A 23,175-nucleotide genomic window follows, 5' to 3' on the forward strand; every position below is an offset into this window, starting at 1 on the left:
ATGACCAACCACATCAGCGGTGTCCCCGGCAGGAGAAACAGGGTTCGCTCCAGCAAGATCGACCCGATCTGGCTCGCGCCGACGTTGTTCGTTCTCATCGGGGGTCTCGTCGCGCTGACGGCCGCGTCGTTCTCGGGGAAATTCGAGGACTTCGTCCCGCTGACGCTGGTGTCGAACCGGGCGGGCCTGGTGATGGAAACCGGGGCGAAGGTCAAGCTTCGCGGCGTGGAGGTGGGACAGGTCGCGTCCATCGGCACAGATGTGAAAGCGGCTGAGCTCCAATTGAAGTTGCAGCCGAACGCGTTCAAGTACCTGCCGAGCAACCTCGAGGCCGAGATAAAGTCGACCACCGCTTTCGGGTCAAAGTACGTCGACCTCATCGTGCCCGAGCACCCCAGCCCCACACCGCTGAAACCCGGCGCGGTGCTGCACTCCCGCAATGTCACCGTCGAAGTCAACACCGTCTTCGAGAACCTGCAGTCCGTGGTGCAGGCCATCGACCCGGCGAAGATGAACTCGATCCTGTCGGCGTTCGCCCAGTCCGTGCGCGGCAAGGGCGAACGGATCGGGCAGGCGATCGTCGACGCCAACGACATCCTGCTGACCGTCAATCCCCGCATGGACACGATCCACCGTGACTGGCGGTTGTTCGGCAAGACGGCGGCCATCTATTCCGATGCGGCACAAGACATCCTGTCGATCCTCGACTCGGCGACGACAACCAGCGCCACCCTCACCGAAAACCAGCGGTCGCTCGACGCGCTGCTGTTGTCCGCGGCGGGCTTCAGTCAGGCGGGGATCAGCGTCATCGGCCGCAACGAGACCAACATCGTTCGCTCGGTCAACCTGCTCGATCCGACCACGGCGCTGCTCAACAAGTACTCGCCGACGTTCACCTGCCTGTTCACGGGAGCGCAGTGGTACGTGGACCACGGCGGCCGGGACATGCTGGGTGGCAACGGCTATTCGTTCATCATGGATGCCGGGCTGCTCTTCGGCGACGACCCGTACCGGTACCCGAAGCACCTGCCCAAGGTGAACGCCACCGGCGGCCCTGGCGGCAGGCCCAGCTGTGGCTCGCTGCCCGACCCGAGCGCCAACTTCCCGGTGCGCGCGCTGGTCACCGACACCGGGTGGGGCGCCGCTCCGAACGAGATCCGCACGAACGTCGCCGCGGGCAACCCCTGGTGGTCGAACTACTTCCCGACCACGAAGAACCCGCCCGAGGCGCCCCGCTACTTCTTCCGCGGGGGTCAGCCGCCCCCATGAGAAAGAACCTTTCCGGGATCATCGCGCGCGTCGCGCTCTTCACGACGGTCTGCCTCGTGTTCACGTTCACCCTCATCGCGGTGTTCGGTCAGTTGCGCTTCGAGGATCGCACCGGCTATCAGGCCGTCTTCACCAACATCTCCGGTCTGAAGTCCGGCAACTTCGTCCGCATCGCCGGGGTGGAGGTCGGCAAGGTCGGCGACCTTGCCCTGCATCGGGACGGCACGGTCACCGTCGGTTTCTCGGTCGACAACGGGGTCCGCCTCACCGAGGGCACGAAAGCGGTTGTGCGCTACGAGAACCTGATCGGCGATCGCTATCTCGCCCTCGAGGAGGGGCCGGGGCCGCCGCACCGCCTGGCGCCCGGCGCGACGATTCCGCTGGCGCGGACGTCGCCCGCGCTGGACATCGACGCGCTGATCGGGGGCTTCCGCCCGCTGTTCCGGGCGCTGGACCCCGACCAGGTCAACGCGTTGTCCGGGGAACTGCTGCGGATCTTCCAGGGGCAGGGCGGCACCCTCGCCTCCGTGCTGGCACAGACCTCGACGCTGACTTCCACCCTCGCGGGGCGGAGCGAGCTGATCGGTGAGCTGATCAAGAACCTGAACACCGTGCTGCACACCTTCGCAGCGCGCGACCACGAGTTCTCCGACGGGCTGGATAAACTGTCCGCGCTCGTCGACGGCCTGGCGCAGCGCAAGGACGACATCTCGACCGGACTGGCCTACATCAACGCGGCCGCGGGCTCGGTCACCGATCTGCTGGTGCAGGCACGGCAGCCGATCAAGGACGTTGTGCACGAGACGGACCGGATGTCGGCCCAGGTCCTGGCCGACCGGGAGTACGTCGACAACCTGCTCAAGCAGCTTCCCGACACCTACCAGGTGCTGGCCCGGCAGGGGCTCAACGGCGACTACTTCGGCTTCTACTTCTGCGAGGTGTTGCTGAAGCTGAACGGCAAGGGGGGCAATCCGATTTACGTCAAGCTGCTCGGTCAGCCGAGCGGGCGGTGCACGCCGCAATGAGGTTGCCGAAGCTCAAGTCGCTCAGCGCGCGAAGCCCGATCACGATCGGCGTGATAGGCACCGCGATCGTGCTCTGCGTCACCGTGGCCGCCTTCCAGTACGACAAGTTGCCGTTCGTCAAGAACACCAGGGACTATGCGGCGTACTTCTCCGAGGCCGGTGGCATCAAGGTGGGTAACACGGTGCGGGTTTCCGGCATGGGCGTGGGCAGGGTCCGCGACATCAGGTTGGAGGGCACCAAGGTTCGGGTGGGCTTCACCGTCCGCAAGCGGATCCAGCTCGGTGACCGCACGGAAGCGGCGATCAAGACCGAGACGATTCTGGGCAGCAAGATGCTGGAACTGACGTCGCGCGGTGAAGGCGAGCTGAAGGGCGTCATCCCGTTGGAGCGCACCACCTCGCCCTACGACCTTCCGGTCGCGCTGGGCGACCTGACGACCACCATCAGTGGCCTCGACACCAACCAATTGTCATCGGCGCTGACCACTTTGGCCGAGACCTTCAAGGAGACGCCGACGGACCTCAGGCCCGCGCTGCAGGGCGTGGCCCGATTCTCGCAGACCCTCAACAACCGCGACGAGCAACTGCGCAGCCTGCTCGGCAACGCCAACAAGGTGTCGGGCGTGCTGGGCCGGCGCAGCCAGCAGATCGCGGGCCTGGTGGCGAACTCCAACGCGTTACTGGCGGCGCTGCTGGACGAACGGGATTCGATCGACGCGCTGATGAACAACCTCACCGCGGTGTCGCATCAGATCTCGGGGCTGGTGAACGACAACCGAACCCAGCTCAAGCCGGCCCTCGACAAGCTCAACGGCGTGCTCGAGATCCTGGACAACCGCAAGGAAGACCTGCAGCAGACGCTGCCGAAGTTCAAGCGTTACGCGATGTCGTTCGGTGAGGTCCTGGGCTCGGGGCCGTTCTTCAAGGCATACGTCGCCAACCTGATCCCCGGTCAGCTGGGCGGCCCTACCCTCGACGCGAGGATGTACGACCGGCCACTGGACCCCAACCAGAAGCTGCCGTCGGAGGCGGTCGACCCGCCGACCGGGAGCCCGCCCGTGCCGCCGGAGGATGCGCCGCACCCGATCTGGTCACAGCCGCCCTCGCCGGGGCCCGCGCCCGGCCCGGCTCCGGAGCCGAGCCCGGCACCGGCGGAAGGTGGCGGGCAATGACGCGAAGAACCCTGAGCCGGGTCACAGCCGTAAGCCTGGCCGTGACGTTGGTCGCCGCGTCGTTCCTGGTGGCGAGGAAACTCTGGAACGACGTCGAAAAGAACACGTACTCGGCGTATTTCACGGAGGCCAACGGCTTGTTCGTCGGCGACGAGATCCGCATCCTCGGCGTCGCGGTCGGCGTGGTGGACAAGATCGAGCCGCAGCCGGCGAGCTCCAAGGTGACGTTCTCCGTGGACAAGCAGTACGCCGTGCCGGCCGGCGCGCGCGCCGCAATCTTGTCGCCGTCGTTGGTCACCCCCCGCGCGATCCAGCTCGTTCCGGCCTACTCCGGCGGCCCCAAACTGACTCCCGGGGCGTCGATTCCCTTGAACCGCACGGCGGTTCCGGTGGAATGGGACGACTTCCGCAAGCAGCTGGAGAAGCTGACCGATGCCCTGCAGCCGACGACGCCCGGGGGTGTGAATACGGCGGGCGAATTCATCAACTCGGCCGCGGACAACCTGCGCGGACAGGGCGATACCGCCCGTGACACGATCATCAAGCTGTCGCAGGCGATTTCGGCGCTCGGCGACCACGCGGACGACATCTTCAGCACCGTGCGCAATCTCCAGTTGCTGGTCTCGGCGCTGTACTCGAGCAGCGACCTGCTGGCCTCCTTCAACCAGAACCTGGCCAGCGTGACGACAATACTGACGAACAGCCCCAACGAAGTCGCGAACGCGGTGCAGGGCCTCGACGGGGCGCTCGCCGACCTGCGCGAATTCCTCGCCGAGAACCGGGAGTCCGTGGGCGTCACGTTCGACAGGCTGAGCTCCATCACCACCGCCCTCAACGACAGCCGCGCCGACATCAAGCAAATCCTGCATGTCGTCCCGACGGTGTTCCAGAACTTCATGAACATCTACCAGCCCGCGCAGAGCGCGATGACGGGCATCCTGGCGCTGAACAACTTCGCCGACATCCCGCAGTGGATCTGCAGCTCGATCGAGGCGGCCGCCCGGGCGCGCTTGGACCGCGTTTCGAAGCTGTGCCTGCAGTATGTGAACCCGATCATCAAAAACCGCATCTACAACTACATTCCGGCCGGGATCAACCCGTTCGTCGGCACGCAGGCCCGGCCCAACGAGATCACCTACAGCGAAGACTCGCTTCGCCCCGGTTACACGCCGCCCCCACCGCCGGAGGCGCCGCAAACGCCGGAGGCGCCGCCGCCCGCGGTGCTCGACAACCAGCCGCAGCCGACGCAGGCGCCGCCCCCGCCGCCGGAGAACAACGTGAGCTCGACCCAGGTCCTGCAGAACCTCATGCTGCCGACGGGGGCGTCATGAGACGCGCGCTGGCCGCCGCGCTCGGCCTCGCCTGCGTGGCCGCACTGTCGGGATGCGAATGGCGCGGCATCAACTCGTTCAAGCTGCCCGGCACCGCCGGCGGGGGGCCGGACGCCTACACGATCCAGGCGCAACTGCCTGACGTGGTCACCATCCAGCAGAACACCCGGGTGCGCGTCGACGACGTCAACGTCGGCGACGTCACCAAGATCGAGCTCCAGGACTGGCATGCCCTGGTGACGATGCGCATCAACGGGGATGTCCACCTGCCGGCCAATTCGACGGCCAAGCTCGGGCAGACCAGCCTGCTGGGGTCGATGCACATCGAACTCGCACCGCCCAAGGACGAGCCGCCGGTCGGTGAGCTCAAGAACGGGTCGGTGATCCCGTTGTCGCGCGCGAGCATGTATCCGACCACCGAACAGACGCTCGCCTCGGTGTCAATCCTGTTGAACGGCGGCGGCATCGGACAGCTGCAGGAGATCAACCAGGCGATCGCCAAGGCATTCGGCGGCCGGGAGAACGAGATGCGCAGCCTGCTCGGACAGCTCGACGAGTTCATCAAAGGCACCAATGCGCAGACCGACGACATCATCGCCGCGGCCGAGAACCTCAACTCGCTCGCCGGGCAATTCGCCTCCAAGGACCCCGTGGTGGACAAGGCGCTGATGACGGTGCCGAAAGCCTTGGCGATCCTCGCCGAGGAACGCACCAAGATCGCCGATGCGATCGATCAACTCGGCAAGTTCAGTGCGATCGCCGCCGACACCATCCACCAGAGCAAGGAATCGCTGGTGAACAACCTGCGCGACATCGCCCCGGTGCTGCGGTCGCTCGCCGACGCCGGACCGGCGCTCACCAAGGGCCTGGACGGCCTAGCCACCTACCCGTGGCCGACATCCACCGTCAAGAACTGGTTCCGCGGCGACTACGCCAACCTCACGATGATCGTCGACCTGACGCTGAGCCGCATCGACACCTCGCTTTTCACCGGGTCCCGCTGGGAGGGCAACCTCACCGAACTCGAGATGCAGTGGGGACGCACGATCGGAATGCAGCCGAGCCCGGTGACCGGGGGCAATCCGCTCACCTTCCCCTACCACAACGGGGGGTACTGAATGCTGCGCCTGAACCGCCGGACCTGGATTCAGCTGGCCGTGCTGTCTTTGGTCACCGTCGTCTCCTGTGGCGCAATGGCATTCAACTTCATGAAGTTGCCGCAAACCCTGTTCGGGATCGGTGAGTACACCGTCACCGTGGACCTGCCCTCCTCGGGCGGGCTCTACACGACCTCTGTCGTCACCTATCGCGGCACCGACATCGGCCAGGTCAAGTCGGTCGACGTCACCGCGACGGGCGTGCGCGCCGTGCTCGCCTTGCGGTCGGGCGTCAAAGTGCCCTCCGATGTCCAGGCCTCGGTGCACAGCCGCTCGGCGATCGGCGAGCAGTACATCGATCTGACCCCGCCGCCGGGCAAGGAGGGGGAACAGTCCCGGCCGCTGCGTGCGGGCGATGTCATCCCGGCCGGCCGGGTCGACGTTCCGGTTGACATCGGGCACCTCCTCGATTTGACCAACCGTGCGCTGCAAGCGATCCCGCGAGACAACCTGCGCACCGTCATCGACGAGACGGATCGCGCCGTCAGCGGACTCGGACCCGAGCTGTCCCGGATCGTCGACGGGTCCACCGCGCTGGCCACCGCGGGAGGACGCACCGCCGACCCACTCGCCGCCCTGATCGACCAGTCGCCCGCGGTACTCAATTCGCAGGTGCAGACCTCCGACGCGATCGGGACGTGGGCCAATCGCACCTCGGCCATCATGGCGCAGTTCAAGGCGCAGAACGCGGCGGTGCGAGACCTGTTGACCCAAGGCAGTTCCGGGCTGGAGGAAGGGCGCGCGCTGTTCGATCGGGTGGCACCGGCCGTGCCGGTGCTGATGGCCAACCTCGTCAGCCTCGGCGACATCGCCGTGGTGTACCGCCACGACATCGAGCAGATTCTTGTGCTCCTTCCACAGGGCATCGCGGTGATGTCGGCGGCCCTGGTGCCCAACTTGTACAGCAAGCAGGAATACAAGGGCTTCTACCTCGATTTCAACCTCAACCTGAACCTGCCGCCGCCATGCACGACGGGCTTCCTGCCGCCCACCCAGCGCCGCTCACCGGCCGACGTCGACGCACCGGACCGGCCGGCCGCGGAGCTGTACTGCCGCGTCCCGCAGGACTCCGAGCTCAATGTGCGTGGAGCGCGCAACATTCCGTGCGAGACCAAGCCGTGGAAGCGCGCGCCGACGGTCGAGTTGTGTGAGAGCGACGAAGACTACGTGCCGCTCAACGACGGCTACAACTGGAAGGGCGACCCCAACGCCACCTACAGCGGCCAGGGCGTTCCGCAGTACCCGCCGGGCCAGGATCCGCGGCTGCCACCGCCGCGGGGGATCGCACCGCCACCCGCGCCGTTGGCGGTCGCGACGTACGACCCGGCCACCGGCGACTACACCGGGCCGGACGGGCACCGCTACACCGAGTCCGACCTGTCGCACCCCCGTGCCAAGAACTGGCAGTCACTTCTTGTCCCGCAACCGTAGATGGTCCCGGCCCCGGGCCGGGACAGTGAGGAGCAACATGGCCGACGAACCGGACAACCCTGATGACGGCGAAATCGTCAGTGTCACAACCGAGAATGGCACCGACAACGCCGACAACGGCGGCGATGTCGATGAGAGCGACGGTGGCGGAACCGAATCCGTTCCGCCACCGTCGCTCTGGCGGGACCGCCTGTCGCGTCGACGGCTTACCCACGTCGGCTCGGCCCTGGTGGCCGGAAGCGTCATCGTGGCCGCGTTGACCGCGTTGGCCGGCTGGTTCGGATACCACGCCTTCCAGAAGCACGAGGAGCAGGCCCGGCGTGACTCATTCGTCCGGACCGCCCGCCAGGCCGCGGTGAACCTCACCACGATCAACTACACCGAGGCCGAGGCCGACGTGCAGCGGATCCTCGATGGGGCCACCGGAGCGTTCCGCGACGACTTCGAACAACGGTCCAAGCCGTTCATCGACGTCGTCAAGGCGGCGCAGTCCAAATCGGAGGGCACCGTCACGGACGCGGGTCTGGAATCGCAGCGGGGTGACGCCGCCCAGGTGCTGGTCGCGGTGGCGGTGAAATCACGAACCGCCGGCGGCGAGGAGGCGCCGCGAGAGTGGCGCATGCGCATCGAGGTCCGCTCGGTCGCGGGCGACCCCAAGGTGTCGAACGTGGTGTTCGTGCCATGACGATCCTCAGTGACAAGACCGACACCGGTGCCGACGATGTCGATGTCGACGATGTGGTGGTCGACGACGAGGCCACCCAAGATGACGCGGAGGCCACCGAGGAGGACCGCGCGCGCGGGAAGCGGCGCATCGAGTGGAAGCGTGTGATCGCTTTCGGTGTGCTGCCCGGATTGGCGTTGCTGCTGGCGCTTGGAGCCGGGTACCTCAGGTGGGCGGGCGGCTCGGCCGACGACCTCGCGGGGGCGCGGGCCGAAGCGGTGCGGGTGGCCAGTGACGACACCGTCGCGCTCCTGTCCTACAAGCCGGAGTCGGTGGACAAGGACCTCGGCGCGGCGCGCGACCGGCTGACCGGCGAGTTCAAGGACGCCTACTCCACGCTGATCCGCGAGGTCGTCATCCCGGGCGCCAAAGAAAAGCGCATCACCGCGGTGGTCAAAGTGACTGCGGCGGCGCCCGTTTCGGTGACCGCCGACCACGCGGTGGTGCTGTTGTTCGCCAATCAAACGGTGACCATCGGTGATGGCGTGCCGACCGACACCCAGCCCGTCATTCGGGTGGCGTTGGACAAGGTGAACGGCCGGTGGCTGGTCTCGCACTTCGACCCGGTGTGATGCGGGACGTGGTGGTTCGGGTGCGCGGTCCGGTCCGGTTGGTGGTCGCCGCCGTCGTCGCCGCGTGCGCCGCGGTGTCGATGGCCGAAGTCGCCCACGCCGACAACAAGCGGCTCAACAGCGCCGTCGTGTCCGCCGTCTACACCCTGCAGCACCAGGCGGGCTGCACCAACGACGTCATCCGCAACAATGCGCTGACGCTCGCCGCCGAGTGGCACGCCGAGGACATGATCAACAACCGGAACATCAACGGCGACATCGGGTCCGACGGGTCCACGCCGCAGGACCGGGCCAACGCCGCCGGCTTCAACGGCAGGGCCGCCGAGACGGTCGCGATCAACCCGGCCCTGGCCATGAGCAGCCTCGAACTCGTCAACCAGTGGTACTACAACCCCGACGACATGGCGATCATCCGTGACTGTGCGAACACCAGCATCGGGGTGTGGTCCGACAACAGCCTGGACCGCACCGTCGTCGTGGCCGTCTACGGACAGCCCGCTTCGCACACCCGGTGACGATCGACGAAAGGGAAGTGGATGATCTTCACGCAGCACTACCTGGAGTGTTTGTCGCACGCTTCGTATCTGATCGGCGATGAGACCACCCGGCGAGCGGTCGTCGTCGACCCGCGCCGCGACGTCGACGAGTACCTCCGCGAAGCGGCGGAGCGCGGGCTTCAGATCGACCGGGTCATCGAGACCCATATCCACGCCGACTTTTTGAGCGGCCACTTGGAACTCGCGGCGGCCACCGGAGCGCGAATCTGTTTTGGCGAGGGCGCCGACGTCGACTTCCCGGTCGAGTCGCTGCACGACGGCCAACGGATCTCGCTGGGAGACGTCGCCCTCGAAATCCTGGCGACACCCGGTCACACCCCCGAGTCGATCTGTGTCGTGGTCTACGAGCACGCCGACGACGAGGCACCGTACGGCGTGCTCACCGGCGACACACTGTTCGTCGGTGATGTCGGGCGCCCGGATCTTCTCGTCGCTTCCGGTGTATCGGCGGACGCACTCGCCGCAACGCTTTATGGATCGTTGCGGACCAAGCTCCTGAGGCTGCCGGACGCGACGCGCGTGTTCCCCGCACATGGCGCCGGCTCGATGTGCGGAAAGCGGCTGTCGAGCGAGACAAGTTCGACGATCGGCGAGCAACGGCGGTCCAACTATGCGCTGCGGGCCGGCGGTGTGGATCAATTCGTCGCAGCGATCACCGAGGGCCAGCCGGTGCAGCCGCGCTACTTTTCCTTCGCGGCTCACCGAAATCGCCAGGTGCGCCCGCTGCTCGACGAAAATCAGCCCTCGTTGCTGGACATCGAGGAGGTGCGCCGGCACGCAGAGGCCGGTGCGATTCTGCTGGACGGCAGGGAGCCCGATGACTTCGCGGCGCGGCATCTCCGCGGTGCGGTCAACGTCGGCCTGCGAGGACGCTTCGCCGAGTGGGCCGGAACCGTCTTGTCGCCGGATCGCGGCATCGTTTTGGTCGGCGACCCTACCCTGGCGGGTGAGTCCAAGACCCGCCTGTCCCGTGTGGGCTTTGATCGGGTGATCGGTCAGTTGCGCGACCTCGCAACGGTTTTCGCTCACCGGCCGGATCTCGTCGAGAGCACCCCGCGATTGACCGTCGGGCAGCTCGCCGAACTGCGCGGGTTGGAGCCCGATCTGCAACTGCTGGACGTCCGCGGCCCGCAGGAGGCGGCGGACGGCGTCATCCCCGGTGCGCGGACCATGCCGTTGCCGGCGCTGACGGATTCGTTGACGGCGCTGGATCCGAGCGCACCGGTTGTCGTTTACTGCGCCAGCGGCTACCGCTCGATGGTGGCGGCCAGCGTTCTGCGGTCCGCGGGCTTTGACGACGTGTCGGACGTGGTTGGCGGGTTTGGCGCCTGGCAAGACGCCGGCTTCCCGGTGTCGGATCGCGATGAGATCGCCTCCGACGCACCGCGGGTCGGCCCCCGAGCGGCCAAGGCCCTGGTTGACGCGGGGGCGCTGCTGCTTGATGTGCGGGAGCCCCACGAATGGTGTACCGAGCACGCGCCGACCGCGATGCTGATGCCGGCCGGCCGCGTGCGTACTCGACAACACGAACTGCCGCGCGACCGCTGCATCGTTGTGGTCTGCCGGTCGGGCGGGCGTTCGGCGGCGGTGGCGGCGTCGCTTCGCCGGTCGGGCTTCGATGCGGTGAATCTCGCCGGCGGCATGTGCGCATGGGGGGCCGTCGGGTTGCCGGTCGTCAACGACGGCGGATACCCCGGACTTGTTGTGCACCGCGAGGATCCGCTGAACTGCGAGACCTCGCTGGCGGCGCTGGTAGGCGGTGTCGTCATGCCCGCCAACCACTTTTACGTGCGTAACCACTTCACCACGCCGGTGTTGGATCCCGAGCGGTATGAATTGACGGTCAGCGGGCTGGTCGATCGGCCGTTGCGCCTGCGCCTGCGCGATCTGCACAATCTGCCGGCGCAGTCGCTGGTCGCCACGCTGGAATGCGCGGGCAACGGGCGGGTCCGCTTCGATCCGCCCGTCGACGGCGAGCAGTGGCATTTCGGGGCAGCGAGCACGGCCGAATGGACCGGTGTACCTCTCGCGGAGGTCTTGGATCGTGCGGGCGTGGCGCCCGGCGCTCACCACGTCGTATTTCGCGGTGCCGACACGGGATTGGTCGACGGCGCGACCGCGCCCGTGCGGTTCGAGCGCGCCTTGTCCCTCGACGACGCACGCGACTCCGGCACGCTCATCGCGTACGCGATGAACGGTGAACCGCTGCCGCTGCAGCATGGCCGTCCCGTCCGGCTCATCGTGCCCGGATGGTATTCCGTCGCATCGGTCAAATGGCTGACCGAGATCGAGGTGATCGACCGTCCATTCGAGGCCTTCTTCCAGACGAAGCGCTACCACTACGAATGGGAGCGTGATGGCCGCGTCGTTCGCGAGCCCGTCCGCCTGCAGCGCGTCCGCGCGCTGATCGCTCAGCCCTCCGACGGCGCCTCGGTGACAGCCGGGGAATTCGTCGTCCGAGGCGTCGCGTGGTCGGGTGCCGCCCCGATCGACCGCGTGGACGTTTCCATCGGCGGGGGCCCCTGGCGGCCCGCCCGACTCGTCGGCGAACGACGGCGGCACAGCTGGCAGTGGTGGGAGTTGTTCGCGCGTTGCGACGTCCGCGGAGCCACCACCGTGCGGGCGCGGGCCACCGATCGGGCCGGGAACACGCAGCCTGAACTGCCCGAATGGAACCGCCTCGGGTACGGCGGCAACGCGATCCAGACCGTTTCCGTCCAGGTGGACTGAAGGGGGGTGCGCGCGGCTGCGGGTAGACCATATCGCCTTCGCGGCCGCGACACATAAACGTCTGCGATGACACGCCGCAAAGCAACGCAGCGGTTTATGTTTCGTGGGCACGGATGCGCCGGAGGCGCCGCCGGCGATTACTGGTTGGTGCTGGTGAGGTCGTCGACCGCGTTTTCGCAGACGCACACCTGCGCGTCGCCGTGCACCCACCGCCACAGCTGGCTGCCCTGCTTGCGCATCACGTGTTGCACGTAGACCTTGTCGCGCTTCTCCCTGGAGAACGCCATGTCGAGGTTGACGGGCAGCCCCGCCCAATCGACCTGGCCGGCGGCCGACGCCCGGCCTTCGGGATGCCGCGGGCACCGCAGCGGGCAGACGCTTTTCATGACCCGGTCGGGCCCATCACACTCCCGAGCGACGCTCACGGCCCCTCCTCGACGCAACCAGATGAGGCAATGGTGCGACGGGGATGTTTCGGCGGCGGGTGTGCGACGTTTCCGTCGTATTACAGGCGCTCGGGCGGGCGCTTTAGTAGACGTCGCGGTGGTAGCGCTTGTCGGCGGCCAGCGCCTGGACGTAGGCCCGCGCCGCGTCCGGCTCGAGGTTGCCGTGCCGGGCGGCGATCTCGCAGAGCGTGCGGTCGACGTCCTTGGCCATCGGGTCGGCGTTACCGCAGACGTACAGCTGTGCGCCGTCCTGCAGCCAGCGCCACAGCTGCTCCCCGCGGTCGCGCATCAGGTGCTGCACGTAGACCTTGTCGCGCTGGTCGCGGGAGAACGCCAGGTCCAGCTCGGTGAGCAGGCCGTCGGCGCGCATCTGTTCGATCTCGTCGCGGTAGTAGTAGTCGGTGGCGGCGTGCTGTTCGCCGAAGAACAGCCAATTGGGACCGGTGTGGCCGAGCGCCCGGCGCTCCTGCAGGAAGGCGCGGAAGGGCGCGATCCCGGTGCCCGGACCGATCATGATCATCGCGGTGTCCGGGTCGGCGGGGGGCCGGAAGTTGCTCGACGGCTGCAAATAGACGGCCACCCGGTCGCCGGGGGAGCGGTCGGCAAGGTAGGTCGAACACACCCCGCGGCGCGGCACCCCCTGGAAGTTGTAGCGCACCGGCGAGACCGTCAGGTGAACTTCGCCGGGCCACTCCTTGGGGCTCGACGAGATCGAATACAGCCGCGGCTGAAGGCGTTTGAGCACCCTCAGCCACTCGTGGGCCGATGCCGAGACCGGGTGCTGCGCCAGCAGGTCGATGGCCTGGCGGCCCCACGCCCAATTGCTCAGGTCGGCTTTGTTCTCCGGCTTCAACAGCTCGGCGAGTTTCTGATCGCCGGTGCGCTCCTGCACGAACCGCACCAGGTCACGGCTGATGTGCGCGATCTCGATTCGCTCGGTGAGCGCGGAGCGCAACGACATCAGACCGTGCTCGCCGACCTCGACCGGGGTCTGCCCGTCCAGTCCGGTGACGGATAGCCACTCGTCGACCAGCCGGTCGCTGTTGCGCGGCCACACCCCTAGCGCGTCACCGGCCTCGTAGGCGATCGTGCCCTCGGGCAGGCGAAACACCAACTGCCGCACATCCTTTGCCGACTGCGGCTGCCCCAGCCTGATGTTGCGGGCCATGTCGGTGATCAGGGGATGCTTCTTGCTGTATCCGACCGCCGCAGGCCCGTGCACCGGCCGAGCCGGCGCGGCGGTCGTGGCCCCGGCCGCCGGCGCGCGGCCATCCCGGCCCGCCGGGGTTGGCGTACGGGCCAGCGCGGCGATGACACCGCTCAGCCACTTCCCGGCCGCGTCGTCGTAGTCGGGTTCGCAGTCGACGCGGTCGACGATCCGGGTCGCTCCCAGCTGCGCCAGACGCTCGTCGAGCTTGCGTCCGTGACCGCAGAAGTCGTCGTAGTTGGAGTCGCCCAGCGCCAGAACCGCATAGCGGGTGTCGGTGAATCGTGGTGGGCTGCCGGAGGTCAGCGCCCGCCACAGGCCGGCGCCGTTGTCCGGTGGGTCGCCGTCGCCGGTGGTGCTGGTGATCAGCAGCACCTCCCGCGTCGTCGGCAGCTCGGCGATCGGGAAGTCGTCCATGCTGTGCAGCGCGGCCGGCACGTTCGCCTCGCCCAGCCGCGCGGCGATCTCGGTGGCGAGCTCTTCGGCATTCCCGGTCTGCGAGGCCCACAGCACGACGACCGGCGCGCGCCCCGGCGCCGAACCCGGTTGGGGGCGTGGACCGGTGGGGGTGCCGTCGGGCAACTCAGGCACCATGCGGGCGCCCGCGCTGCGCGCAAACATTCCCGCGAGCACGCCGTCCACCCACAGCCGGGTGCGCGAGTCGAAAGGTGCGCTGACGGGCAGGGTGGGCACGCCGCCGGCGCGGCGCCCGGCTTCGGAACGCAAGCCGGCCAGCATTCCGGCGAGGTAGGAGCGGCCCCGTTCATCGAACGCCGGGGCGGGTTCGTCTGCGACGCCGAACATTTCGGCGAGTGCGTCGACGTGTGACACGCTGATTTCCTGTCCGGGCAGCAGGGTGCCGGCGGCGACCGTGGTTTCGGCTTCGGTGACCGGATCGGGTTCGGCGGCAACCTTGACCAGGGCGACGGCGCAGGCCTTGAACTCCGGTTGGTGCGATATCGGGTCGACGGCATCGTTGGTGACGGCATTGATCGACAGGTACTCGCCGAAGGCGTCGTTCCAGTGGAACGGGGCGAAGCAGTTGCCCGGTCGCACCCGGTCGGTGACCACGGCGGGCAGCACGGCGCGGCCGCGGCGCGACGCGACCTCCACGAAGTCCCCTTCGGAGATCTGCAGCCGCGCGGCGTCGTCGGGGTGGATCTCGACGAACGGCCCGGGGTTGAGCTTGGTGAGCTTGGCGACCTTGCCGGTCTTGGTCATCGTGTGCCATTGGTGCGGGAGGCGCCCCGTGTTGAGCAGGAAAGGGTAGTCGTCGTCGGGCATTTCCTTGGGCGGCAGGTGCGGGCGCGCGAAGAACACCGCGCGGCCGCTCGGCGTCGGGAACGCCAACCGGGGCACGCTGCCGTCCTCGCGCACCAGCCGGGTTTGGCTGATCCCGTCGTTGAGGTAGCGGATCGGGTTGCGATCGCCGGTGCCCTGTGGTGGGCACGGCCACTGCAGCGGCGTCTGCCGCAGCCGCTCGTAGCTGGCGCCGCGCAGATCGTAACCGGTCGCGGGATTCCAGAACCGCTTGATCTCTTCGAAGACCTGCTCCGCCGAGTCGTAGCTGAACGAGTCCGAAAAGCCCATCTCGCAGGCGATGCGGGCGATGATCTGCCAATCGGGCAAGGCTTGACCGGGCGCCCGGACGGCGGGCTGAAAAAGGGTCAGGTTGCGCTCGGAATTGATCATCACCCCCTCCGACTCCGTCCACAGGGCGGCCGGCAGCACGATGTCGGCGTACTCGCTGGTTTCGGTCTCGAGGAACGCATCCTGGGTGATCACCAGGTCGGCGCGTTCCAGGCCCGCCAGCACCGTCTTGCGATTGGCAACGCTGGCAACGGGATTGGTGCAAATGATCCAGCACGCCTTGATGGCGCCATCGGCCATGCGGGAGAACATGTCGACGGTGCCGGTGCCGACCTCGGTGCGCAGCGAGCCGCGCGGAATGCCCCAGACGTCCTCGACGAAATCGCGGTCGGGGGCCGATAGGACCGAGCGCTGGCCCGGCAAACCCGGCCCCATGTAACCCATTTCGCGGCCGCCCATCGCGTTGGGTTGCCCGGTGAGCGAGAAGGGACCGCTGCCGCGTTTGCAGATCGTGCCGGTGGCCAGGTGCAGGTTGCAGATCGCGTTGGTGTTCCAGGTGCCGTGGGTGCTCTGGTTGAGGCCCATCGTCCAGCAGCTCAGGAAGTTTTCGGCGTCGCCGATCCAGCGGGCCGCGGTGCGGAGGTCTTCGGTTGGGAGGCCGGTGATTTCGCTGACCTTCTCGGGGGTGTACTGCTCGAGGAAGTTCGGCATCGCCTCCCAGCCCTCGGTGAAGTGCGCGATGAAGTGCGGATCCGTCTGCCCATTGGCGACGATCAGGTGCAGCAGCCCGTTGAGCAACGCGAGGTCGGTGCCCGGCGCGATCTGCAGGAACAGGTCCGCCTTCTCGGCGGTCGCGGTGCGGCGCGGGTCCACCACGATCAGCTTGGCACCGGCCTTGACGCGCTCCATCATGCGCAGGAACAGGATCGGGTGGCAGTCGGCCATGTTGGAGCCGATGACCAAGAAGAGGTCGGCGTGTTCGAAGTCGCGGTACGAGCCGGGCGGGCCGTCCGCACCTAGGGAGAGCTTGTAGCCGGATCCCGCGCTGGCCATGCACAGCCGCGAGTTCGACTCGATCTGATTGGTGCGGATGAACCCTTTGGTCAGCTTGTTCGCCAGGTACTGCGCCTCGAGGGACATCTGGCCCGACACATACATCGCGAAGGAATCGGGGCCGTGCCGTTCGATGATCGCCCGCAACCGCTTCGCGGACCGAGTGAGCGCGGCATCCATGTCGACCGGTTCGAGGGATTCGCCCCGGTCGGCGCGCGCGTACGCCGAATCCAGCCGTCCGGGGGCGGCCAGCATGTCCGAAGTGGTCGCGCCCTTGGTGCACAACCGGCCAAAGTTGGCCGGGTGGCTCGTGCTGCCAATGGATTTCGCGACGTGACGGCGGCCGCTCTGCGGATCGGTTGTGACCTGCAACACCATTCCGCAGCCGACGCCGCAGTAGGCGCACAGACTGTTCACGGCGTCCCCGGGGGCGCCGTGCGGCTTGGTGGCCACGCCTGAATTCCTCCCCTCGAGCGCGCAAGGGCCTACGCGCTAATGGTGCGGCAATGATGTTTCGGCGTCGGGCGCTCGATGTTTCCGCCGTTTTACGGCTTTCTCTCACCGGATCCGCATCGATGTGTGAGCTGACCGGAATGCCCGTCGCCGACCGGGTAATCGCAGGTCAACGCCGATCTGCGACGCCGCCCAGATTACCGGCGAACCCCCCGAATTGCGTCTCAGGAATGGGGTTCCGACGAAACAGATGGGACATTCACAGTTTTCGTTAAGCTCACAATGTGCGACGCCTGTTCGTGATTCTGCTGGTTTTGTCGGCCTCGGCGTGCGGCGGTAAACCGGCGGCGCCGCCGGCGCCGCGCGCCGACACCTGCAAGGACTCCGACGGGCCGACGGCCGACACGGTGCGCCAGGCGATCGCGTCGGTTCCAATCGAGGTCCCGGGCTCGAGTTGGGTCGAAATCGCAAGGGGGCACACCAACAAGTGCCGGCTGTACTGGGTTCAGATAATCCCCACCATCGCAAGCGAGTCGACGCCGCAACAGCTCTTGTTCTTCGATCACAACACCCCGCTGGGCCCGGCCACGCCCAACCCGAAGCCGTACATCACCGTGCTGGCGCCGTCCGCTGACACCGTCACGGTCCAATACCAGTGGCAGGTCGGCAAGGATCAGCCCTGCTGTCCCACCGGAATCGGCACGGCGAAGTTCCGCATCGGTCCGGATGGCAAGCTGCAGGTGCTCGGCACGATCCCGCATCAGTAGCCTTGCGGCGCAGTCGCTTTCGCGATGGTCAGACCGGCAGATTCTCCGGGTGCAGCATCTCGGCGTACCGCAGCGGCTCGGGGATGCCGAAGCCGTCGACCAGCGTCTCGGCGTACGGGCGCAGCTTGCGGCACCGATCGTTGATGCCGCGGGTGACCGCCTTGGCCCGGCCCGTCGACAGGTAGCCATGCTCGATGTACCAGGCCTTGTCGTCCTCGATCACCGACAACGCGTACAGGTCGCAGACCAGGTCGAGCAGCTCGCGGGCCGTCTCGTCCTCGCACGAGTCGATCCCGGCGACGAACGCCTCCAACACGATTCGGTCGATGTGCGCGTTCGCGGCGTGCAGGACGTGATCTTGCACGGCGTTGAACGCGTCGAACTCCGACATTTCTTTGGACTTGCCCTGCAGCCGGCGGGCGACCGAGGACAGCAGATAGTCCTCCCGCTCCTCGAACATGTTCACCTGGGTGCCCCGGTTGAACAGGCTGCCTTCTTCCTCGCTGTCTTGGCGCGCGTCCACGATCGTCTGCATGATGGCTTCCGCCGCTGTGCGTTTGCGCACCCGCTCGCCGACGGTGTTGGCGGCGAAACGCACCCATTCCACCGGGCTCATGCTGCGGATGTCGTCGGCGTAGGCGGTCAGCAGCTCCTTGGCCACCAACTGGGTCAGCACGTGGTTGTCGCCCTCGAACGTGGTGAAGACGTCGGTGTCGCCGCGCAGCCCGATCAGCCGGTTCTCGGCCATGTAGCCGGCGCCGCCGCAGGCCTCGCGCGCCTCCTGAATGGCGCGCGAAGCATGCCAGGTGTTGGCCGCCTTCAAACCGGCGGCGCGCGCTTCGAGCTCGCGCTGCTCGTCGGCGTCCGGGGCGTCCGCGGTCTGGATGTCGTGGCAGCGGCCGACCAGTTCGTTCTGCGCGAATTGCAGCGCGTACGACTTGGCGATCAACGGGAACAGCCGGCGCTGATGCACCAGGTAGTCCATGATCAGCACCTCGGTGTCCTCGCCGGGCGCACAGAATTGCCTGCGCTGCAACGCATACCGGGTGGCGATGTCGAGCGCGACGCGACCGGCGGCGCCCGCGCTGCCGCCCACCGTGATGCGGCCCCGAACCAGCGTGCCCAGCATGGTGAAGAAGCGGCGGTTGGGGTTGTCGATCGGCGAGCTGTACGTGCCGTCGGCGGCGACGTCGCCGTACTTGTTCAGCAGGTTCACCCGCGGGACGCGGACGTGGTCGAACACGATCCGACCGTTGTCGACGCCGGGCAGGCCGCCCTTGTACTCGCAGTCCGACGTCGTCACCCCTGGCAGGTCGTTGCCGTCGGCGTCGCGGATCGGGACCAGCAGGCAGTGCACGCCGTGGTTGACCGGCTTGCCGTCCTCGGTGGTGATCAGCTGCGCGAAAACCGCTGCCATGGTGGCAGTTTGGGCGGCGCCGCCGATGTAGTCCTTGCGGGCGGTCGGGGTGGGGGAGTCGATGACGAACTCTTCGGTCTCGGGATCGTAGGTCGCGGTGGTCTCCAGCGACTGGACGTCACTGCCGTGTCCGGTCTCGGTCATCGCGAAACAGCCGCGCAACTCGAGGCTGATGATCTTCTTCACGTAGGCCTCGTGGTGGCGGTCGGTGCCCAGGTTCTCGACGGCGCCGCCGAACAGCCCCCACTGCACACCGGCCTTCACCATCAGCGACAGGTCCGACATCGCCAGCATCTCGATCATCGTGATGGCCGCGCCCACGTCGCCGGTGCCGCCGTGTTCCTTGCGGAAGTTGTCGGCGGCGACACCGAACGCGGCCATGATCCGCATCTGCTCGGCCACCTTGGTGCGGGCGATCACCGTGTTCGGGGTGTAATGCGGGCGGAACAGGTCTTCGGTCATCGTGTCCCGCATCCGGTTCTTCACGTCGCGCCAGCGCCCGTCGAGGGCGTTGCGCAGATGTTCGGCAGTGCTTTTCGTGTCTGGCGCCATAAAGGCACGGTAACCCCCTGATCGGGCCGCGCAAACAATTCGTCCGGCGTGCATCCATCGCGTGATCCGCCCGCGACTTTCGCGTTGCGTGCACCCCCTGCGGCGACATGTCGGTGCCATGATCGAGCGATGGCGCAATACCTGGCCGCTGTCATGGTCGTGCTGCTGGTCGGCACGGTCGCGGGCCGCGTCGTGCAGCTGCGCCGGACCGGCACCCAGGCGATGCATTTCGGGAAGCTGGACAAGACGGACTACCTGATACCACCGGTGGCGCTGTTCTACTTCTATACGGTGTTCGCCGCCGCCTTCGGTTGGCCCCTGGCCAGCCACCAGCGGTTTTTCCACTCGCCGGTCCTCGAATGGCTGGGCGTGGCGCTGTGCCTGGCCGGTCTCGGAATCCTGGTGCTGAGCCTGGTGTCGTTCGGCAAGAGCTTCCGCGTCGGCATCGACGCCGCCCAACCCGGTCGGTTGGTGACCACCGGGGTGTTCGCGCGGAGCCGCAACCCGATCTATGTCGGTTTCTTCGTGTTCCTGGTCGGCCAGCTGTTGGTGTTCCCCAACTGGGTGCCGCTGATCTATCTGGTCGCCGCGACCGCGCTCTTCCACCGGCAAGTGTTGCGTGAGGAGGAATTCATGCGGCAGCGGTACGGCCACCTCTACGCCGACTACTGCCGCCACGTCAGGCGCTATGTCTAGTCGCGTGCTGGCCCGCGGGCTCGGGGTGGGCCTCTGCGCGGCGTTGGTGCTCCCCGGCTGTATCACCCCGGGGTCGGCGAGCCCGCCGATGCTGACCTACCTCGGTCAGTCGCAGGTCGCGTTCGGAGCCACCTTCGACGGCACGGTCATCGGCGGGCTGTCGGGCATCAGCTACGACGCGGGGCGCCGACAGTACTACGTGATCAGCGACGACCGCTCCGAGAAGAACCCTGCCCGCTTCTACACCGTGCGACTGTCATTGTCCGACAACGGAATCCGCGACGCCACCTTCATCGCCACCCACCCGCTGCTCGACGAGGCGGGTCGCCCGTTCGAGCCGCTGAGCCTGAACACCACGCCGCCGGTCATTCCTCCCGACCCGGAGGGCATCGCCTTCGACCCCGGCCGGCAGCGGCTGTACTGGTGCTCGGAGGGCGAGCGGCTCACCGCCGGGCCGGCGTTGCTGGACCCCTGGGTGCGGACCGCCGCGCTGGACGGCGCCTACCTCGGCCAGTTCACCTTGCCGTCCAACCTGGCCATGTCCGCGCAGCAAACCGGGCCGCGCCGCAACAAGGCGCTGGAGGGGGTGGCGCTGACGCCCGACGGCCAATGGCTGTTCGCCGCAATGGAAGACCCCGGCTATAACGACGAACCCAAAAACGACGACGAACCCAATGGCGACGACGAACCCAAAAGCGACGACGGCCGCGGCGTTCTGACCCGGATCACCAAATTCGACGTCAACACCGGGGCGCCCACCGCCCAGTACGCCTACCCGATGGAACCGCCCGCACCGCCCGCGGACCTCAACGGGGTCTCGGACCTGGTCGCGCTGTCCGACACCACGTTTCTCGTGCTGGAACGATCCTCCGCGGTGCCCCCGACCATCCGGATCTACCGCGCCGACGTCGGCGCCGCGACCGACGTGCTGCCCCTGCCGTCGATGCGGGGCGTGGCCGTGACCCCGATGACCAAGACGCTGGCGGCCGATCTGTCGGCGACGCCGGGGCTGTCGCCCCTCGACAACATCGAGGGGATCACGTTGGGGCCGAAGCTGCCCGACGGCCGCCAATCGGTGGTGCTGGTCAGCGACAACAACTTTTCAGCCAGCCAGGTCACCCAGTTCCTGCTGTTCGCGATGTAGCGCCCGCCCGGTCCCGCCAGGCGCCCGCAACCGATACAGGGTCAAGCCGGCCGCGATCGCCCCGAAGGCCATCAGCATCCCCATGTCGAACACCCACCAGCCCGAATAATGGGTCCACATCAAGGCATTGGCGGCCAGTGCGTCGACCCTGCGCAGATCGACGGTGGACGCCGACGCCGCGAAGCCCCACTGCGCCGGGACGAACCAGGAGATCTGCTGAAAGCCCCACTTGCTCACCAGCTGCACCAGGCTCCCGTTGAACAGCGCCGAGGCGAGGATCACCGGCACGAGCAGTGGCAGCACCTCGCGCTGCCGGTTGCCCATCGTCGACAGCACCAACCCGACGGCCGCGGACACGACGGCCGTGACGGCGACGCTCACATAGAGTTCGACCGTCGCGTTGCCCAGCAGCACGGCGCCGTGGACGGGGCCACCCTTCGCGACGATGACGATCGCGTAGAAGACAGCCGACAAGATGAGCGCGGCCAGACCGAACACGAGGAGCTTGGCCACCACATAGGCCGGCGCCGACAGCCCGACGGCCTGCTCACGCCGGAAGACGCGGCGCTCCTCGACGATGGCGCGGATGGTCAGCACGGTGCCGATGATCACCGCGCCGATGTTGAATGCGGCCAAGACCTCGATGGCTTCGTGGGCGTTGGAGCTGCTCGGAGCGGGCCGTTCCAAACCGGAATCGCCCGGGATCAGCAGCGTCAGCGCCGCCAACACGAAGGGCAGCACCACCAAGAACAGCGAGGAGAGGTGGTCGGCGAAGACCAGGCGGAGCTGTCTGCGGGTGAGTAACCGGATCTGTCGCTTCGCGGGCAGCTCGGCGGGCAGCGGCCACGGCGCGGCGACCTCCGGCGGGGCGGGCGGCCCCTGGCGACCGGCGCGGAATGCGCGATCGGCTCCGTCGGGATCGGCCGCGACCCGCTCGAGGGCCTTGGCCCAGTCGGTGGTTCCCATCGAGGCCTCGACCTGCAGGGGCGCCCCGACGAAAGCCATTGCGCCGCGCCCGGTGAGCACCACCACCTGATCGCAGATGCTGACGCCGCTCGGCGAGGACGGCGATGACATCGCCACCACCACGACACATCCGATGTCGGCCTGGCGGCGCAGGATCGCCATCACGTGGTCTTGTTGCGCCGCATCCAGTCCGGCGCCCGGCTCGTCGACCACGAGGAGCGTCGGCCGGGTGATCAATTCGACGGCCAGCGACACACACCGGCGCACCTCGGGCGCGAGCTTGCTGATCCGGGTCGCGCGATGTGGTGTGAGCTCGAGTTCGTCGAGCACCTGGTCCACCACCCGCTCGCGGTGCTCGCGTGCGGTGTCCGGCGGCAGGCGAAGTTCGGCGGCGAACCGCATGGCCTGTTGGACGGTGAGCCGCGGGTGCACGCGCTCGTCACGCTGCACGACCCCGATCCGGGTGCGCATCGACTCGGGCTCGGCGTGCACGTCGTGGCCGTCCACGGTGGCCCGGCCGGAGCTCAGTTCCCGGGTGCCGGCGAGCAGTTCGAGCAGCGCCGAGTTGCGCGCCGCCGACGGACCGACCACGGCGGTCAACGTCCCCAGCCGCGCCGTGAAGGAGACGTCGCTGAGCACCTCGTGCCCGTGGACCGTCAATCCCAGACGGTATGCGACGACCCCGCTGGTGCGCGCCCCGGGCTTGAGCGGCAACCGGTACGTGGAGCTGGGTTCCTGGGTGCGAAAGGAGGTGCCAGGGGTGCGCAGCTTCCGCGTGTTCATCTGCTCGATCAGCCCTGCCCCCTGGTCGTTCTCGTCGTGCCCGACGGGCGGAGCGGGCGGCGGCGCCGGCTACATGGCCGAGAACCGGCTGATCGGGCTGCGCGGCGACACCGACGTCTTCACCACGTTCGAG

At 67.6% G+C, this 23,175-nt stretch carries 18 protein-coding genes and 1 pseudogene; 15 read left to right on the top strand and 4 right to left on the bottom strand.

What is annotated here, in order from left to right; genetic code table 11:
• The 11 genes and pseudogenes from A5696_RS11465 (at position 1) to A5696_RS28330 (ending at position 11,968) form a co-directional block, all read left to right on the top strand.
• Positions 1-1,269, top strand: a complete 1,269-nt coding sequence (locus A5696_RS11465) for an MCE family protein (RefSeq protein WP_067878035.1) — start codon at positions 1-3, stop codon at positions 1,267-1,269.
• Positions 1,266-2,294, top strand: a complete 1,029-nt coding sequence (locus A5696_RS11470; RefSeq protein ID WP_067878038.1) for an MCE family protein — start codon at positions 1,266-1,268, stop codon at positions 2,292-2,294. The genes A5696_RS11465 and A5696_RS11470 overlap by 4 nt, the downstream gene beginning before the upstream one ends.
• The gene (locus A5696_RS11475; RefSeq protein ID WP_067878041.1) at positions 2,291-3,466 is read left to right on the top strand and encodes an MCE family protein; all 1,176 of its coding nucleotides are present in this window, start codon (positions 2,291-2,293) and stop codon (positions 3,464-3,466) included. The genes A5696_RS11470 and A5696_RS11475 overlap by 4 nt, the downstream gene beginning before the upstream one ends.
• Complete coding sequence (locus A5696_RS11480) at positions 3,463-4,797, top strand: MCE family protein (protein WP_067878045.1); 1,335 nt, start codon at positions 3,463-3,465, stop codon at positions 4,795-4,797. Before A5696_RS11475 ends, A5696_RS11480 begins: the two co-directional genes overlap by 4 nt.
• Entirely contained in the window at positions 4,794-5,915 is a 1,122-nt protein-coding gene (locus A5696_RS11485; RefSeq protein ID WP_067878048.1) for an MCE family protein, read from the top strand. The genes A5696_RS11480 and A5696_RS11485 overlap by 4 nt, the downstream gene beginning before the upstream one ends.
• On the top strand, positions 5,916-7,385 hold the full coding sequence (locus A5696_RS11490) for an MCE family protein (RefSeq protein ID WP_067878050.1): 1,470 nt from the start codon (positions 5,916-5,918) through the stop codon (positions 7,383-7,385).
• Between the two features lie 37 nt (positions 7,386-7,422).
• Positions 7,423-8,070 (top strand): Mce protein, encoded by a 648-nt coding sequence (locus A5696_RS11495; protein WP_067878053.1) that lies wholly within the window; start codon positions 7,423-7,425, stop codon positions 8,068-8,070.
• Positions 8,067-8,681 carry a hypothetical protein gene (locus A5696_RS11500; RefSeq protein WP_156738344.1) on the top strand — a complete coding sequence of 205 codons (615 nt, stop codon included), beginning with the start codon at positions 8,067-8,069 and terminating at the stop codon, positions 8,679-8,681. The genes A5696_RS11495 and A5696_RS11500 overlap by 4 nt, the downstream gene beginning before the upstream one ends.
• Positions 8,681-9,196, top strand: a complete 516-nt coding sequence (locus A5696_RS11505; RefSeq protein ID WP_067878060.1) for a CAP domain-containing protein — start codon at positions 8,681-8,683, stop codon at positions 9,194-9,196. Before A5696_RS11500 ends, A5696_RS11505 begins: the two co-directional genes overlap by 1 nt.
• A 21-nt stretch (positions 9,197-9,217) precedes the next feature.
• A pseudogene (locus A5696_RS28325) lies at positions 9,218-10,579 on the top strand (rhodanese-like domain-containing protein); the annotation flags it as partial.
• A 9-nt stretch (positions 10,580-10,588) separates the two neighbouring features.
• Positions 10,589-11,968 (top strand): molybdopterin-dependent oxidoreductase, encoded by a 1,380-nt coding sequence (locus A5696_RS28330; protein WP_231982390.1) that lies wholly within the window; start codon positions 10,589-10,591, stop codon positions 11,966-11,968.
• Between the two features lie 137 nt (positions 11,969-12,105).
• Here the strand turns inward: A5696_RS28330 and A5696_RS11515 are convergent, their stop codons facing one another.
• Positions 12,106-12,354: a hypothetical protein gene (locus A5696_RS11515; RefSeq protein WP_067878067.1), complete on the bottom strand. Its 249-nt coding sequence runs from the start codon at positions 12,352-12,354 to the stop codon at positions 12,106-12,108.
• A gap of 142 nt (positions 12,355-12,496) precedes the next feature.
• Positions 12,497-16,642, bottom strand: coding sequence for a bifunctional nitrate reductase/sulfite reductase flavoprotein subunit alpha (locus A5696_RS11520; RefSeq protein ID WP_067878092.1), 4,146 nt, complete (start codon positions 16,640-16,642; stop codon positions 12,497-12,499).
• A gap of 374 nt (positions 16,643-17,016) precedes the next feature.
• Between A5696_RS11520 and A5696_RS11525 the strand changes: the two genes are divergently transcribed.
• A complete protein-coding gene (locus tag A5696_RS11525; protein WP_067878098.1) occupies positions 17,017-17,484 on the top strand; it encodes an LppP/LprE family lipoprotein in 468 nt (155 codons plus the stop codon).
• Between the two features lie 28 nt (positions 17,485-17,512).
• Here A5696_RS11525 and A5696_RS11530 read toward each other — a convergent pair whose 3' ends face one another.
• On the bottom strand, positions 17,513-19,453 hold the full coding sequence (locus tag A5696_RS11530; RefSeq protein ID WP_067878071.1) for an acyl-CoA dehydrogenase: 1,941 nt from the start codon (positions 19,451-19,453) through the stop codon (positions 17,513-17,515).
• A gap of 129 nt (positions 19,454-19,582) precedes the next feature.
• Between A5696_RS11530 and A5696_RS11535 the strand changes: the two genes are divergently transcribed.
• The gene (locus A5696_RS11535; RefSeq protein ID WP_067878073.1) at positions 19,583-20,149 is read left to right on the top strand and encodes an isoprenylcysteine carboxylmethyltransferase family protein; all 567 of its coding nucleotides are present in this window, start codon (positions 19,583-19,585) and stop codon (positions 20,147-20,149) included.
• On the top strand, positions 20,142-21,293 hold the full coding sequence (locus tag A5696_RS11540; RefSeq protein ID WP_067878076.1) for an esterase-like activity of phytase family protein: 1,152 nt from the start codon (positions 20,142-20,144) through the stop codon (positions 21,291-21,293). The genes A5696_RS11535 and A5696_RS11540 overlap by 8 nt, the downstream gene beginning before the upstream one ends.
• On the opposite strand, the gene A5696_RS11545 is transcribed toward A5696_RS11540, so the two are convergent.
• Positions 21,252-23,042 carry an ATP-binding cassette domain-containing protein gene (locus tag A5696_RS11545; protein WP_067878078.1) on the bottom strand — a complete coding sequence of 597 codons (1,791 nt, stop codon included), beginning with the start codon at positions 23,040-23,042 and terminating at the stop codon, positions 21,252-21,254. The two genes, A5696_RS11540 and A5696_RS11545, sit on opposite strands and share 42 nt — an antisense overlap.
• On the opposite strand from A5696_RS11545, the gene A5696_RS27655 reads away from it, so the two are divergent.
• Positions 22,948-23,175: hypothetical protein (locus A5696_RS27655; protein WP_197516951.1), on the top strand; the 228-nt coding region annotated here is incomplete at its 3' end. The genes A5696_RS11545 and A5696_RS27655 overlap by 95 nt on opposite strands.

This window comes from Mycobacterium sp. E2699 (genome assembly GCF_001666745.1).
Lineage (GTDB): Bacteria > Actinomycetota > Actinomycetes > Mycobacteriales > Mycobacteriaceae > Mycobacterium.